15 protein-coding genes are annotated in these 15,473 nt (G+C 52.6%); 13 read left to right on the top strand and 2 right to left on the bottom strand.

Translation table 11 applies throughout. From position 1 onward, the window contains the following. The 7 genes from ctaD to PsW74_RS23460 all read left to right on the top strand — a co-directional run. Positions 1-1,515, top strand: a 1,515-nt coding sequence (gene ctaD / locus PsW74_RS23485; protein ID WP_244277898.1) for a cytochrome c oxidase subunit I, incomplete at its 5' end; no start/stop codon positions are given. Positions 1,516-1,656: 141 nt separating this feature from the next. Next, positions 1,657-2,589: a heme o synthase gene (locus PsW74_RS23480; protein WP_063287204.1), complete on the top strand. Its 933-nt coding sequence runs from the start codon at positions 1,657-1,659 to the stop codon at positions 2,587-2,589. A 23-nt stretch (positions 2,590-2,612) separates the two neighbouring features. Beyond that, positions 2,613-2,768 (top strand): hypothetical protein, encoded by a 156-nt coding sequence (locus PsW74_RS29030; protein WP_193757736.1) that lies wholly within the window; start codon positions 2,613-2,615, stop codon positions 2,766-2,768. Positions 2,769-2,777: 9 nt separating this feature from the next. Next, positions 2,778-3,401 (top strand): cytochrome c oxidase assembly protein, encoded by a 624-nt coding sequence (locus PsW74_RS23475; RefSeq protein WP_063287205.1) that lies wholly within the window; start codon positions 2,778-2,780, stop codon positions 3,399-3,401. Positions 3,402-3,459: 58 nt separating this feature from the next. Next, the gene (locus PsW74_RS23470) at positions 3,460-4,338 is read left to right on the top strand and encodes a cytochrome c oxidase subunit 3 (RefSeq protein ID WP_063287206.1); all 879 of its coding nucleotides are present in this window, start codon (positions 3,460-3,462) and stop codon (positions 4,336-4,338) included. A 143-nt stretch (positions 4,339-4,481) separates the two neighbouring features. Then, a complete protein-coding gene (locus tag PsW74_RS23465) occupies positions 4,482-4,877 on the top strand; it encodes a DUF983 domain-containing protein (RefSeq protein WP_208988122.1) in 396 nt (131 codons plus the stop codon). Beyond that, entirely contained in the window at positions 4,867-5,952 is a 1,086-nt protein-coding gene (locus PsW74_RS23460) for an SURF1 family protein (protein WP_063287207.1), read from the top strand. The genes PsW74_RS23465 and PsW74_RS23460 overlap by 11 nt, the downstream gene beginning before the upstream one ends. A 52-nt stretch (positions 5,953-6,004) precedes the next feature. Here PsW74_RS23460 and PsW74_RS23455 read toward each other — a convergent pair whose 3' ends face one another. Both PsW74_RS23455 and PsW74_RS23450 read right to left on the bottom strand, forming a co-directional pair. Next, the gene (locus tag PsW74_RS23455) at positions 6,005-6,490 is read right to left on the bottom strand and encodes a peroxiredoxin (RefSeq protein ID WP_063287436.1); all 486 of its coding nucleotides are present in this window, start codon (positions 6,488-6,490) and stop codon (positions 6,005-6,007) included. Between the two features lie 140 nt (positions 6,491-6,630). After that, positions 6,631-7,488 (bottom strand): protein-disulfide reductase DsbD domain-containing protein, encoded by an 858-nt coding sequence (locus PsW74_RS23450; RefSeq protein WP_063287208.1) that lies wholly within the window; start codon positions 7,486-7,488, stop codon positions 6,631-6,633. 192 nt (positions 7,489-7,680) lie between these two features. Between PsW74_RS23450 and PsW74_RS23445 the strand changes: the two genes are divergently transcribed. From PsW74_RS23445 to PsW74_RS29495, 6 genes are all read left to right on the top strand, one after another. Continuing rightward, on the top strand, positions 7,681-8,274 hold the full coding sequence (locus PsW74_RS23445; RefSeq protein WP_057462914.1) for a YqgE/AlgH family protein: 594 nt from the start codon (positions 7,681-7,683) through the stop codon (positions 8,272-8,274). A gap of 190 nt (positions 8,275-8,464) precedes the next feature. Beyond that, positions 8,465-9,871 carry a threonine synthase gene (gene thrC, locus PsW74_RS23440; protein WP_063287209.1) on the top strand — a complete coding sequence of 469 codons (1,407 nt, stop codon included), beginning with the start codon at positions 8,465-8,467 and terminating at the stop codon, positions 9,869-9,871. Beyond that, on the top strand, positions 9,871-11,142 hold the full coding sequence (locus PsW74_RS23435) for a pitrilysin family protein (protein ID WP_063287210.1): 1,272 nt from the start codon (positions 9,871-9,873) through the stop codon (positions 11,140-11,142). The genes thrC and PsW74_RS23435 overlap by 1 nt, the downstream gene beginning before the upstream one ends. A 64-nt stretch (positions 11,143-11,206) precedes the next feature. Beyond that, positions 11,207-11,854, top strand: coding sequence for a GNAT family protein (locus PsW74_RS23430; RefSeq protein WP_063287211.1), 648 nt, complete (start codon positions 11,207-11,209; stop codon positions 11,852-11,854). Positions 11,855-11,956: 102 nt separating this feature from the next. After that, the gene (locus PsW74_RS23425) at positions 11,957-14,845 is read left to right on the top strand and encodes an EAL domain-containing protein (protein ID WP_063287212.1); all 2,889 of its coding nucleotides are present in this window, start codon (positions 11,957-11,959) and stop codon (positions 14,843-14,845) included. Between the two features lie 199 nt (positions 14,846-15,044). Continuing rightward, a partial coding sequence (locus tag PsW74_RS29495; protein ID WP_208988121.1) for a serine hydrolase occupies positions 15,045-15,473 on the top strand: 429 nt, incomplete at its 3' end.

Genomic DNA, 15,473 nt, shown 5'->3' with positions numbered 1-15,473 from the left:
ATCGGTATCCTTTACCTGATCTTCGCGATCATGGCTGGTATCATCGGCGGTCTTCTGTCCATCGCAATGCGTATGGAACTTCAGGAGCCGGGGATGCAGTACTTCTCCGATCCACACCTGTTCAACGTGTTCACCACAGCGCACGCGCTGATCATGATCTTCTTCATGGTTATGCCAGCGCTTATCGGTGGCTTTGCGAACTATTTCGTTCCGATCATGATTGGTGCGCCTGATATGGCGTTCCCACGCATGAACAACATCTCCTTCTGGCTTCTGCCACCAGCATTTATCCTGCTGCTCCTGTCACTCTTTGTGCCAGGCCCACCAGGTGCAAACGGTGTTGGCGGTGGCTGGACGATCTATCCTCCGCTGTCCACCTCCGGTCAGCCTGGTCCTGCAATGGACTTTGCAATTCTGGCACTGCACGTTGCTGGTGCATCTTCCATTCTGGGTGCCATCAACTTCATCACCACCATCTTCAACATGCGCGCGCCTGGCATGACCATGCACAAGATGCCGCTGTTCGTTTGGTCCGTGCTGGTAACAGTCTTCCTGCTGTTGATCTCTCTGCCTGTTTTGGCTGGCGCGATCACCATGTTGCTGACAGACCGTAACTTCGGCACCACCTTCTTTGAAGCTGCTGGTGGCGGTGACCCAATCCTGTTCCAGCACCTGTTCTGGTTCTTCGGTCACCCTGAAGTATACATTCTGATCCTGCCTGCATTCGGCATCATCTCCCACATCATCTCCACATTCTCGCACAAGCCTGTGTTCGGTTATATCGGCATGGCCTACGCGATGGTTGCGATTGGTGTTGTTGGGTTTGTCGTTTGGGCGCACCACATGTTCACCGTTGGTCTGTCCGCAGATACGCAGGCGTACTTCCTGTTCGCCACCATGGTGATTGCAGTGCCAACAGGCATTAAGATCTTCTCATGGATTGCGACCATGTGGGGCGGTTCCATCGAATTCCGCACGCCAATGATCTGGGCGATCGGCTTTGTGTTCCTGTTCACCGTTGGCGGTGTAACCGGCGTTCAGCTGGCAAACGCAGGTCTCGACCGCGCACTGCATGACACTTACTACGTTGTGGCTCACTTCCACTACGTTCTGTCTCTGGGGGCTGTGTTCGCGATCTTTGCAGCCTGGTACTACTGGTTCCCTAAGATTTCCGGTTACATGTACTCCGAGTTCCTCGGAAACCTGCACTTCACACTCATGTTCATCGGTGTGAACCTCGTGTTCTTCCCGCAGCACTTCCTTGGTCTTGCTGGTATGCCACGCCGTTATGCCGACTACCCGGACGCATACGCTGGCTGGAACATGGTTTCCTCCTACGGTTCTTACCTCACCGGTTTTGCAGTGCTCATCTTCTTGTGGTGTGTCCTTGACGCATTCATCAAGAAGCGTGTGGCTGGCGATAACCCATGGGGCAAAGGCGCAACTACTCTGGAATGGACCCTGTCTTCACCTCCTCCATTCCACCAGTTCGAGATCCTTCCAAAGATCAAGTAACTGCACCGAAATTGCCGGGGGCGTGTCAGCGCCCTCGGTTCTAGCTAAAGCACAAGCCCGGAAGTGCTCCAATGTTCCGGGGATGAAGTCTAGAACGCTGAAAAACGGCACAGGTTTCAATATCGCGACAGAGGTACAGGCATGACAATGCTGGAACAGACACAAGGACTTCACGAGGACGCAACCGATCTTGGTGGTCGTGGAAGCGTTTCTGATTACATCGCGCTGCTCAAGCCGCGGGTAATGTCTCTTGTTGTGTTCACAGCAGCTGTTGGTCTGGTCATGGCTCCGGGCAATCAACACCCGGTCCTCAGCTTCATTTCTATTCTTTGCATCGCCATTGGTGGTGGTGCATCGGGTGCGCTGAACATGTGGTGGGATGCAGACATTGATGCTGTCATGTCCCGCACTAAAAAGCGCCCGATCCCGGCAGGTAAAATCACCCGTCAGGAAGCCTTTGCTTTTGGCATGGTTCTGTCTTTCGGTTCTGTCCTGACCCTCGGTCTGGTGGCAAACTGGATGGCCGCTGGTCTGCTGGCGTTCACGATCTTCTTTTACGTGGTCATCTACACAATGTGGCTCAAGCGCAGCACGCCGCAAAACATCGTTATCGGTGGTGCAGCTGGCGCGCTTCCGCCAATGGTCGGCTGGGCAGCTGTTACAGGTGACGTAACGCTGGTCAGCATCGCACTGTTCATGATCACCTTCACCTGGACACCTCCACACTTCTGGGCCTTGGCGCTGGTTAAAAACGGCGACTATCAGGCTGCTGGCGTCCCAATGTTGCCGGTCGTCGCAGGCGAAACCGCGACCCGTCACCAAATCGTTTTGTATTCTTTGCTGTTGCTACCAGTTGGCATGGCACCGTACTTCCTAGGCTTTGCCTCGGTGTTTTATGGTGTTGGTTCTGCCATCCTTGGCTTGGTGTTCCTCGGTTATGCAATCCGTGTCTGGAGAGTGCGCGAGGGTGATGCAGCCAAGAAAACAGCAATGTCTCTCTTCAAGTTCTCTTTGTTCTATCTCATGCTGATTTTTGCTGGGTTGCTCGCTGAGAACATGATTGGTCTGGTCTAACGCATAACTGGAAAGAGAAGAAAATGAGCAAGCAAAAAGCAGTTCTTTCTGAAGAGCAAGTCAAGACCCGCCGCGGACGTTCAGTGGCTCTTGCAGTCACACTCGGCGTTCTTGTTGCTATGTTTTATGTGATCACCATCGTGAAGCTCGGTCCGGGCATCATGGATCGTCCACTGTAAGAGACGCAAATGACTGATCAAAAACCAAAAACAGCAGAACAGGCCAAAGTAAACCGCAGTAACGCTACCGTCGCTGTGATTTGCGGGGGCGTGTTCTTTGGAATGGTTGGTTTGTCCTTTGCAGCTGTCCCGCTTTATCAGCTCTTCTGTCAGGTGACGGGCTATGGCGGCACCACGCAGCGAGCAGAAGAGGCATCCGATACGATCCTTGATCGTGAGATCATCGTGAGCTTTGACGCCAATGTCGCTCCGGGTCTGGATTGGGATTTCAAACCAAAACAAAAGAAAGTCCGCGTGAAACTGGGTCAAATGACCGAGATTATGTACGAGGCCCAAAGCCTCGCGCAGCAGGTTTCTACCGGAACTTCCACGTTTAACGTGGCGCCTTTCGAAGTCGGGGGCTACTTCAACAAAATTGATTGCTTCTGCTTTACCGAGCAACCGCTTGAAGCAGGAGAATCGATCGATATGCCGGTCGTGTTTTTCATCGATCCGGAACTGGACAAGGACGAGAGCCTGAAGAATATCAAGGAAATCACCTTGTCCTACACATTCTTTGAATTGCCGAAAGACGGCGAGGAAGAAACAGCTGCAGTGGCTTCTCCAAGCGACGCGGCCACTGACAAGCTTTAGGTTGCGAGACGGATCTGCCTTTTGCAGAAGCGACCTTTTTTGAAATGGGGAGAAAGATATGGCTGGTGTTAAAAACCACGATTATCACATTATCGAGCCAAGCCCATGGCCATTTGTTGGGTCAGTCGGGGCGCTGGTTATGGCAATCGGCGCGATTGTATTCATGCGCATGAGTGAGGGCGGCGTAAGCTTCTCATTTCTGAGCAACGCTGATGGCGAAACAACCGTTGGGTTTACGCTGAACGGTTGGGGCCTGTTTGCAATTGGTCTTACTATCGTTCTTTACACCATGTTTATGTGGTGGCGTGACACGGTTAAGGAATCTCGCGAAGGGCACCATACACGCGTTGTATCCTTGCACCTGCGCTACGGCATGCTGCTGTTCATCCTGTCCGAAGTTATGTTCTTCGTAGCATGGTTCTGGGCATTCTTTGATGCATCCCTGTTCGCAGGTGAAGCTGCGCAGTTTGGCCGTGTTGAGCACACTGGCGGTGTTTGGCCTCCACAAGGTATCGAAACCTTCGATCCGTGGCACCTGCCACTGTTGAACACATTGATCCTGCTTCTGTCTGGTACAACCGTAACCTGGGCGCACCACGCACTGGTTCATGGAGACCGTGATGGCCTGAAATGGGGTCTGATCGCGACTGTCGTTCTGGGTGTGATCTTCACCATCTGTCAGGCCTACGAATACTCTCATGCAGCCTTCGGCTTCTCCGAGAACATCTATGGCGCAACCTTCTTCATGGCGACAGGGTTCCATGGCTTCCACGTGATCGTGGGCACCATCTTCCTCGCTGTGTGTTTGTTCCGTGCATTGGCTGGACACTTCTCCACCACCAAGCACTTCGGCTTCGAGGCAGCAGCCTGGTACTGGCACTTTGTGGATGTGGTTTGGCTGTTCCTGTTTGCATCCGTTTACATCTGGGGCGGCTAAGCTTGCGGCATTAGCCAAGAGTGGGTCTGGAATTCAGACGAAAAACGAAAAAAGATAAGGGCGGCGCAAGCCGCCTTTTCTATATGTATATGACCTAGGTGCCTTACGAGCGTTCAAAGTCACCTGTGTATCCGAGGCTTCACATGAGTGAGAGGAAGAAGACAAAGGCTTATCTTGGCCTTCCTGCCAATCCATTTTCAGCTGGTCTTCGCGGAAAATGTCCACGGTGCGGGGAAGGGCCATTGTTTCAGGGCCTGCTAAACCTGCGTGTGTCCTGTTCCAGATGCGGTCTTTCCTATGACTTTGCAGATTCTGGAGACGGACCTGCAGTCTTTGTCATTCTCATTCTGGGGTTTATTCTTGTTGGTGGTGTTTTGTTCGTTGAGTTTGCGTACGAACCTCCTCTCTGGCTGCATTTGATTATCTGGGCACCCGTGACTGTGGTGTTGAGTGTGACGCTTCTGCGCATACTCAAAGGCCTGTTGATTGCATTGCAGTACAAGAACGATGCAGCGGAAGGAAAGCTTGATGATCGCTGAAAGGGAGATTGGCGATGCTTCATCTGATTCAAAGCCTGCGCGAAAAAACGATGTCGCCTGGCATGAGGAACCTGAACCGGTTCCTGAACACACTCATCGCAACACGAGAAAAAACAAAGATAACACCGTGACAGATGATCAAATGGAACATGACGACACTGATGCTGAGGATGCAGTAGCAAAGCCTGGGTTAGTTGCATTTCTCAAGCGCTACTGGATATTGCACCTGTGTGCTGCAGTTGGGCTAGCTATTCTTGCCAATCTGAGTTTGTGGCAGTTCAATCGTCTGGACGAAAAGGTGGCGTTGATTGCGCGCGCTGAAGTGCGGGCGACTGAACCTGCTGTTGCTGCGCCCGGCCCGGCAACCTGGGAGGATATGTCGAGTGATGAAATTGACTATATGCCTGTTGAGCTGTCCGGCCAGTTTATTATCGGCGAGCTGTACTACTTTGATACCCTGACCAAGCCGAAAGGCCCACTGGGCGGGCAAGGGTATTTTGTCTACGCACCCTTCATCACGAATGACGGTTGGAACGTTTTGGTCAACCGCGGCTTTGTTCCAATTGATCGCAAAGAGTTCAGCACACGTTTGGGCTCCGCTCCACCGCGTGGGCAAATAACCATCACCGGCCTTGCTCGCAGAGCCGAGGTGGCGAGCATGTTCTCCGCAGAACCAAACCAGAAGACCAATGTGTGGTATGTGCGCGAACCAAAGGCTATGGCTGAAGCTATGGGATTGCTGCCGGACCAGACCGCGCCCTACACGATTGACCTTCAGGAGACAGTGAGCGTTGCTGGTGATCTGCCGCAGGCGGGTGAGACTCGTATGACGTTCTCCAACAATCACCTGCAGTATGCCTTCACATGGGCAGGTCTCGCACTCACTCTGGTCGGCGTCTACTTTGCCTTCCTGATCAAAGCATGGCTGGATCGGGGCAAGGTCTCTTCTGAGAATGAAGATGATGATGATGAAGACGACGATGATTTTGATGCGGAAGAGGAAAAACGGAAGGCTGATCGCTTCCGCATGATATCTGACGCGGCACGGCGCAAGCGAAATAAATTTCAGCGATAGACTACAAAAAAGGGGAGCATGGCTCCCCTTAAACGTTCTTGGGCAACTTGCCTTATAGCTGAGAAAGAATGTTCTCAGCAGAGGAGATCGTTGCTTCTCCCGGAGCTTCTTCAATATTCAGAGAAGCCAGCACACCATCTTTCACGATCATGGAATAGCGCTTGGAGCGGATGCCCATTCCAAAGGCGCTTGCGTCAAGCTCAAGGCCAACTGCCTTAGTAAAATCAGCGCTGCCATCAGCAAGAAAGAGGATCTTGTCATCAGCGCGCGTGTCGCGCGCCCAGGCACCCATAACAAACGCGTCGTTCACCGAAACAACAGCAATTGTTTCAACGCCTTTTGCCTTGATGGCTTCTGCATTGTCGATGAAACCCGGCAGGTGGTTCAGGTGGCAGGTTGGCGTGAAAGCGCCAGGAACTGCGAACAGAACTACGGTTTTGCCGGCAAACAGCTCTTCACTGGTCGTATCCACTGGCCCGTCTGCACTCATGGTTTTGAATGTAACGCTTGGCAGTTTTTCGCCGACTTGAATGACCATGGAAAGTTCCCCCAATTTGCTTTTGCTGATCACAACATAACAGACATCTCAATCAGAGGTCTGCATCTAAAAAGAAACGGGCTTCAGTTGTAGCTGCGAGCTCTCTATTTCGCAAATACAACTAAAGCCCGTAAACAAGCTTATTTCGAAGCGCTGGCCTGAGGAACTGAAACACTTTTCGTTTCCTCAAAAGCGCCATCCTTGGTCACCAGTGTAAGGCGGAGTTCAATGTCGCTCACATCTTCTGGCAGTCCAATATAGGACATAGTCCAGTGTGCTCTACCTTTTTTCACAGAGGCCAGCTTGGGCACTCCATGATAAGAACCTGCAGGGCCTTCAATGAAGAGCTCCGGCGATTTGTCCTTGGAGGAGACTTTCGCGCTGATGTTTACAGTGCGGTCCTTGCCTTCTCCGGTGATTTTTATCTCTGGAAACAAGCTCGGCATGTCGCCTTGCGTAATTGGAACCTGCGCAAAGGCATCATTGACCAGTTTGTCGGCAACATCATCTTTCATCGTGGCCGCAGGAAAGACGAGAGAGACCTCGGCCTGTCCAGGGATACAAATGTCTTTGCAGATGCCAAAGGTCAGATTTGCATTCAAAATGGCCGGGCGTCCGTCGTCCATGCGCTTAATCAGCAAAGGCAGCACCACCTTGTCTGAATAGATCAGAGATGTGGAAAATCCGTCAGAGTAAGCCTTTGGCGCAGGGAACATCAGCTCCGCGCTAGCTATATTGACTGAATTAACAAAGCTGGCTTCTGTCGGAATACCGGCTTCACCTGGATATCTCCAGTATGTGTGCCAGCCTTCTTCAAGGCGAAATTCAATCCCGCCGCGATAGAGGCCATCGGTGTTAGGCTCGCTCGCACGTAAAAGGCGAACTGCACCGCCTTGAACAATAACCCATTCAGACACACTTGATGACAAGGCGCTTGAAACAGAGGCGGAGAGCACCGCAGCAGCGATGAGGGTCGATTTGAAGAATCTAGAAATCATAGAGTCTATTTAAACGGTCCCTTTTCAAATTCCCATTAAGATTGCCTCTCAGACAATCAATGATCCGTGAACAATCTCACCTTTTTTCCACTGATCATTGATCACCGGAAAAATCCGTGAGTACCTATAATATAATTGCCTCTACACTGAACTGAGGCAATCCGTTTGAAGCATGAGGAGAGCGCCCCCAACATGTCTGGTGAAAAACCGGGTTACATTGACGGACAATATCTCATTGCCATGCCCACTATGGAGGATGGCCGTTTTGCCCATTCCGTCATCTACGTGTGTGCTCACTCCGAAGAGGGAGCGATGGGGATTGTGCTCAATCAGCCGGCCCCTAACATCACATTTGGGCAACTTTTGGGTCAACTGAATATCGTCGAAGACGAAAATGAAGATCCGCTGGCAATCGATATTTCTGAACGCAAAGTCTATCGCGGTGGGCCAGTTGATGCCGGTCGCGGTTTTGTCCTCCATTCAGACGACTATTTTCTGGAGGAGACGAGCCTCAAGATTGAAGACGGCGTTGTCCTAACCGCAACGGTCGAAGTTTTGCGCGCCATCGCAGCAGGCAAAGGCCCTAAGAAGTCTTTGTTGGCATTGGGTTATGCTGGCTGGGCACCCGGTCAGCTTGAAACGGAATTACAGGCAAATGGTTGGCTGACGTGTCAAACAGATCCCTCATTGATCTTTGAAGGAGAGGGCGATCAGAAGTGGCACAACGCGCTTGATATTCTTGGTATTGATCCCGGGATGTTGTCCAGCGACATTGGCCACGCATGATCTTACGTGCCTAAACGAGATTTCGCCGTGCAACTTCCTACAATTTCTGCTATTTCCCTGTGCGCACTTGAAACGCAAATGCGACAGTTTTGGGAATCTAATTTCAGATTCCAGCTAAAAACCTGATAGATACCAATGGGGTATGGCACTAAAATGCCCTGATTCAGGTTGAGCGAGAAGGGATGTAACGGTGAGATATGTAAGTACGCGCGGCGATGCACCAGAACTCAACTTTTCTGAGGTGCTGCTCACGGGGTTGGCACGCGACGGCGGTTTGTATCTACCAAAAGAGTTCCCGCAATTATCTACTGAGGAAATTTCAGGATTTGCTGGAAAGCCTTACAGCGAAGTCGCTCTCAAGGTCATCGCCCCATTCGTTGGCGACTCCATTCCGCATGACGACCTAAAAAAAATGATCGACGAAGCCTATGCCAGCTTCTCGCATAAGGCTGTCACGCCGCTCATCCAAACTGCTCCCAACACCTACGTACTGGAACTCTTCCACGGCCCGACCCTTGCATTCAAAGATGTTGCAATGCAGCTGCTCGGCCGCTTGATGGATTATGTGCTCACTCAAAAAGGTGCGCGTGCAACCATCGTTGGCGCCACTTCAGGCGACACGGGCGGTGCTGCAATTGAAGCATTCCGTGGTCGTGAGCGCACAGACGTCTTTATTCTATTCCCTGAGGGGCGTGTCTCTCCTGTTCAACAGCGCCAGATGACCACCTCCAAGGAAGACAACATTCATGCTCTCGCAGTCAAAGGCAACTTTGATGATTGTCAGGGCATCCTGAAAGATCTCTTCAACGACTTTTCTTTCCGAGAGCGCGTGGGCTTGTCTGGTGTAAACTCCATCAACTGGGCACGCATTGTGGCTCAGGTGGTGTATTACTTCACGTCCGCAGTGTCTCTGGGTGCTCCACATCGCAAAGTGTCCTTCACAGTACCGACTGGCAACTTTGGTGACGTGTTTGCTGGCTATGTGGCAGCTCAGATGGGGCTGCCAATTGAGAAGCTGGTGATCGCGACCAACACCAACGATATTCTGGCCCGTACTCTGGACACAGGCCGCTATGAAATGCGCGGTGTTGTGGCGACCACTGCACCGTCCATGGACATTCAGGTGTCGTCCAACTTCGAGCGTCTGCTGTTTGCTGCAAATAGCGAAGACAGTGCAACTGTTAAAGCTCAGATGGACAGTCTCAAGCAGTCCGGTGGCTTCACTCTCTCAGAAAAAGCCCTAGGTTTTATCAAAGAGAAGTTCTCAGCAGGTCGCGCAAGCGAAGAAGAAACAGCTAAGACCATCACTGATACTCTCAAGGAAAGTGGTTATCTGCTTGACCCGCATACTGCGGTCGCGATCCATGTCTCCAAAGAGCACAATGATGGTGTTACCCCGATGATCGTGCTGTCGACAGCACACCCGGCAAAATTCCCAGCGGCAGTGGAAAGTGCATCAGGTATTCATCCTGACCTGCCAGCTCATCTTGCTGACCTGATGGAACGTGAAGAGAAGTTTTCCGTCCTTCCAGCAGATGCGCGGGAAATTGCAAAATTCGTTGAAGGCAATGCACGTGCCGTGAAAGCAGGCGTTTAATGGCGGTCAAACTAACAAAATTAGAAAATGGCCTGACTGTAGTTACTGATCAAATGGAATACCTCAAGACAACAGCTCTTGGGGTATGGGTGAAAGCTGGCTCTCGCTCTGAAGGCGAGCATGAAAACGGCATCACCCACCTTCTGGAGCACATGGCATTCAAGGGCACCAGCAAGCGCAATGCCCGTGAAATTGCAGAGGAAATCGAAGCCGTTGGCGGTGAGATGAATGCCTCCACAAGTGTTGAGCATACAAATTACTATGTGCGCACCTTGGCAGATGATGCGCCTTTGGGATTGGATATTCTCTCCGACATCCTTCAGGATTCCATCATCGACCCTGAAGAGCTTACTCGCGAAAAACACGTAATCCTTCAAGAAATTGGCGCCGCGCAAGACATGCCTGATGATCAGGTATTTGATGTGCTTCTGGAAACCGCATGGCCGGACCAGCCACTCGGCCGTCCAATTCTTGGTACGCCTGAAACCGTCACTAGCTTTTCTGCGGATGCCATCCGTCAGTACGTCGCGCGCAAGTACACTGCATCCGATATGGTGCTTGCTGCAGCTGGTGCTGTCGATCATGAAGCGCTCGTAGAACTGGCTGAAGCCAGCTTCTCAAAACTGTCGAATGCTGCACCGGATGAAGACTATGTAGCGCAGTATGTCGGCGGTGAAGGCTCCATTGAGCGTGAACTGCAGGAATTGCAGGTCATCCTCGGTTTTGAAGGCCTGCCATACGAGCATGAAGACTACTATGCTGTGCAGGTGCTTGCCTCCATCCTCGGCGGCGGCATGTCATCGCGGCTCTTCCAGGAAGTACGCGAAAAGCGCGGTCTATGCTATTCTGTCTACGCGTTCCATTGGGCGTTCGCGGATACTGGTTTCTTTGGTGTTCATGCCGCAACTGGACCAGAAGATGCCGCAGAACTCACCGAAGTGCTTGTGGAACAGCTGAAAGAAATTGCCAAGGGTGTGACCGAAAAGGAAGTGTCCCGCGCCAAAGCGCAGCTGCGATCCGGATTGCTGATGGCATTGGAAAGCCCGGCAGCTCGTGCAGGTCAGATCGCCCGTCAGGTGATGATCTACGGTCATCCCGTCGCGCTGGAAGAACTGGAACGCCGCCTCAATGTTGTGTCGGCTGACCGTGTGCAGATCTTGGCAGAAAGGCTGTTTGCCTCTGACAACCCTACATATGTGAAGGTTGGACCAAAGGCACCTATGCTAAATTATGCTGAGCTAAAAGAGCGTTTGGCAGGGATCAAAGCATAAGCCTATTGCAATTCAGGTAATGCTTTTTGCATAATGGAGCTCTGGTTAAGAGGGGAGAGAAGCTGTGTCATTTTTCAAAACAAGCACATCTCCCCAATCTCTTGCGACATTGACCACAGGCCGACTGTATTTACGTGCGCCATCCATGGCGGACTTTGCGCAGTGGTCCGATCTGCGAGCTCAAAGCAGAGCTTTCCTGCAGCCGTGGGAACCCACGTGGCCGGCAGATGATCTGACAAAAGCTGCCTTCCGAAAACGCATCCGGCGTTACAATCGCAACATCCGTGAAGGCTCTCACTACCCCTTTTTTCTGTTCAACCGGGATACCGACGAGTTGATAGGTGGTTTGAACCTTTCCAACGTCCGTCGTGGTGTCGCACAGGCAACCTCGCTTGGGTACTGGATGGGAGCTTCCTTTGCCGGCAATGGCTTTATGAAAGAGGCCGTTCAGCGCGTCTGTTGTTTCTGCTTCAATGATTTACACTTGCACCGCATCGAAGCAGCCTGTCTGCCTTCAAATGAGGTCTCCAGAGCGCTCTTAATGAAGGTTGGATTCTCTGAACTGGGCTTTGCACCCTCGTATTTATTCATAAACGGAATGTGGCAAGACCATATTTTGTTTGGCAAAATCCGGGATTCTGCGCCTATACCAGCCAAAGTCCTGCCACAATCAGAGGCAGATGGGGATAAATTGCCTGTAACACATGCTTGAACCATGAAACTGGCGCCTTGACGATGTAATGATCTTGGCAAGGAATTCAGTTAATTTTTCGTTATCGTGGAGAAGCCGGTGTCAGGGACTTATTGTCAGCGCATGCAGAACGTTATTCAGGCTGTTCTGTTAAGCGCTCTCCTGCTCATTGTGGTTGCGTCACAAGCCTTGGCTTTGGAGGCGATTGTCGTCCCCAAGGATGTTGATGCACTCGATCTGACCAGCTCTGTCGATATCTATCCCAACACCAGCAAAAGCATTCAGGTTTCCACCGCTCCAGACTCGGATGGCATCGTCAGACGCATCGAAGTGCGTTCCATTGACGATACTGCCAGCTCTTGGGCCGTGTTCGCGCTCTCCAATCCGGGGGAGGAACAGATCGACCGCCTGCTTGTTGCACCTTACTACAAGATGACTGGCGGCGGTGTATTGGTGCCGGACCTTGGTCAGCGCCGCATCGTGTCATTGACACCTAGTCAGGGCATCCCACCAATTCGCGAGCGCAGCACAGAAGCGGATATTTACCGCATCACGCTGGATCCGGGTGCGAATGTGACCTTCATCGCGGAGGTCAACACCCCAAGCCTACCGGAACTCCGCCTCTGGAAGCCAGAAGCTTACAAAGACAACATCAACGCTTACACGCTTTACCGCGGCATCGTGCTTGGCATTGCGGGCCTCTTGGCGCTGTTCCTCACTATCTTGTTTGTGGTGAAGGGAACGGTTCTCTTCCCGGCAACTGCGGCTCTGGCGTGGGCTGTTCTTGTTTATTTATGTATCGACTTCGGCTTTTGGAATCTCGTCTTCGGGCGAACGCTGGGGGATGATCAGCTCTATCGAGCGGTGGCGGAAATCAGTCTCACAGCCGCGCTTGTGGTCTTCCTTTACGCCTATCTCGGCCTCAGCCGCTGGCACATCCATTATACGCACCTCGCAATCGGCTTGTTCATCACTGTGCTCAGCCTGTTTGGCTTGGCGCTTTGGGATCCAACCATTGCTGCCGGTATCTCCCGTATTCTGATGGGTGGTGTGGCAATCGCTGGCTTCGGTGTCATCCTGATGCTCACCGTTCGTGGGTTCGAGCGCGCGATTATGCTGCTGCCGACATGGTTCCTGTTCCTCGCATGGCTGTTTGCCGCGTGGATGGCAACCACAGGCATGTTGCAAAGTGATCTGGTGCAGCCAGCGCTGGCAGGTGGTCTTGTTCTCTTCGTTCTGCTGCTTGGTTTTACCGTCATGCAGCACGCCTTTGCTGGGTCTGGTCTCTCCCACAGTGTGATGAGCGATGTCGAACGCCGAGCGCTGGCTCTGACAGGCTCCGGCGACATCATCTGGGACTGGGACGTCGACCGCGACAAGATCCACACCAGCGGTGGACTGGAAGAAGCTCTGGGCATCAAGCCAGGTCTTCTGGATGGGCCAGCCCGCCTCTGGCTCGAAATTCTGCACCCGCAAGATCGTGACCTGTTCCGTGGCACATTGGACGCTGTGATTGACCACCGCCGTGGCCGCGTTAATCAGGCGTTCCGCCTCCGTGGTGAAGATGGTCATTACCGCTGGTTCAAAATGCGCGCCCGTCCAGTGCTCGGCTCTGATGGTGAAGTGATCCGCTGCGTTGGTACGCTGCTCGACATCACCTCTCAGAAAACCGCTGAAGAGCGCCTGATGCATGATGCCGTGCACGACAACCTGACCGGCCTGCCAAACCGCGAACTGTTTATGGACCGCCTTGTTGCTGCGCTCGCTCGTTCCAGAGCAGAAGGCAATGGCAACCCGACTGTCATCCTGATCGATCTCGACCGCTTTAAGCAGGTCAACGACAGCATCGGTCAGACAGCTGGCGATTCCATGCTGCTCACCGCTGCACGCCGCCTCTCTCGTCTGATCAAACCGCAGGACTCTCTGTCTCGCATTTCAGCAGATACCTTCGCAGTGCTGATGATCTCCGAGCAGGACGCAACACGCATCGCATCCTTTGCGGATGAGCTCCGCAAATCTCTGCGCACACCAGTCACCTTCGGTGATCAGGAAGTGTTTCTGACAGCATCCATCGGCGCTTCCATCTTTGATGGTGGTCCTGAAAAGGCAACCGACCTGATGCGCGACGCGGAGATCGCACTCAACCACGCCAAGCGCCTCGGCGGTGACCGCATCGAGATCTTCCGCCCAACGTTGAAGCCAGTGGCAAGCAACACTCTCGCGCTGGACAACGACCTGCGCTCCGCTCTTGAAAAAGACGAGATCAAGGTTTTCTTCCAGCCAATCGTACGTCTGTCTGACAAGACGACAGCGGGCTTCGAAGCATTGGCGCGCTGGGAACATCCAAGCCGCGGCCTGATCCCACCATCCGAGTTCATTCCGGTTGCTGAACAAAGCGGCCTGATCAACGAGCTTGGACTGCGTGTGATGGAGAAGGGGGCTCGTCAATTGGCGCAGTGGCAGCGCGAGTTCAAACACGCACTACCGCTGTTTGTCTCCGTCAACATCTCTTCTCGCCAGCTGTTGAAGCCGGACCTCATTAACGATGTGAAAGCAGTTCTGGCACGCACAGCGTTGACACCGGGCTCTTTGAAACTGGAGCTGACTGAATCTCTGGTCATGCAGAATCCGGAATTCTCCGTGCAGGTTCTTGAACGTCTGAAAGGTCTGGGCGCTGGTCTGTCTCTGGATGATTTCGGTACAGGCTACTCATCCCTGAGCTACCTCCAGCGCTTCCAGTTCGACACCATCAAGATCGATCAGTCCTTCGTCCGTCCTAACGGCCAAAGCGCTCGTCCGGTCATCCTGCGTACCATCGTAGCGCTGGGGCATGACCTTGGTATGGAAGTGGTTGCGGAAGGCGCTGAGACTGAGTCAGATGCACTGGAGCTGTTCCAGCTTGGTTGCGAATACGTGCAGGGCTTCCACTTCGGCCAGCCAATGCGTGCTGCTGAAGCAGGCCGCATGCTCAAAGAGCAGTTCGCCCAGCAGGGCCGCAACAACCAAAGCTGATACGAGCAGGTAAGTTAGAAAGGCTCTGCATGGTTGCAATGGAAAATTGTAACCATGTGGCCTTTGCAGCGGAGCTGGAGAAAAATTGATCTTTCTCCGCCAAGTTTCCACTGAATAACTCTGGCGATGACATACTCGAGGCAATTTTCTAAGTGCATCTATTTGAGCTCTCTTTTCCCTATCTGAGATTATTAGCTGCATGTTTTGTTTTGGTAATGCGTGTCGAAAATTACACGTCGCTTTGGGCTTGTTTCTGGTTACATCCAGTACCCTAACACCGGCAAGCGCCACGCCATCGCTGGTGTTGAACCTCGACACTCAAAAAGTCCTGTACGCTGAAGATGCAGGCGATCCATGGTATCCCGCTTCAACAACCAAGTTGATGACCGCACTCGTAACCTTTGAGGCTCTTGCCAACAGAGAGGTCGACCTTGAAACGTCAGTGGTGATGTCCCCTTGGGCGATGAGGCAAGACTCATTGAAGTCCGGCCTGAAGGTTGGAAGCGTTATGACACTGCAGGATGCGCTATATGCAGTGCTCGTTGGATCAGCCAATGATGTCGCAGTGGCACTGGCTGAAAGTGTTGCAGGGAGTGAAGATGCATTCGCGCAACGCATGAATGCCACC

The sequence above is a fragment of the Pseudovibrio sp. W74 genome (assembly GCF_001623085.1).
Classification (GTDB): Bacteria; Pseudomonadota; Alphaproteobacteria; order Rhizobiales; family Stappiaceae; genus Pseudovibrio.
The sequence above is the reverse complement of the archived record's forward strand: the minus strand, read 5'-3'. Positions and strand labels throughout refer to the sequence as shown.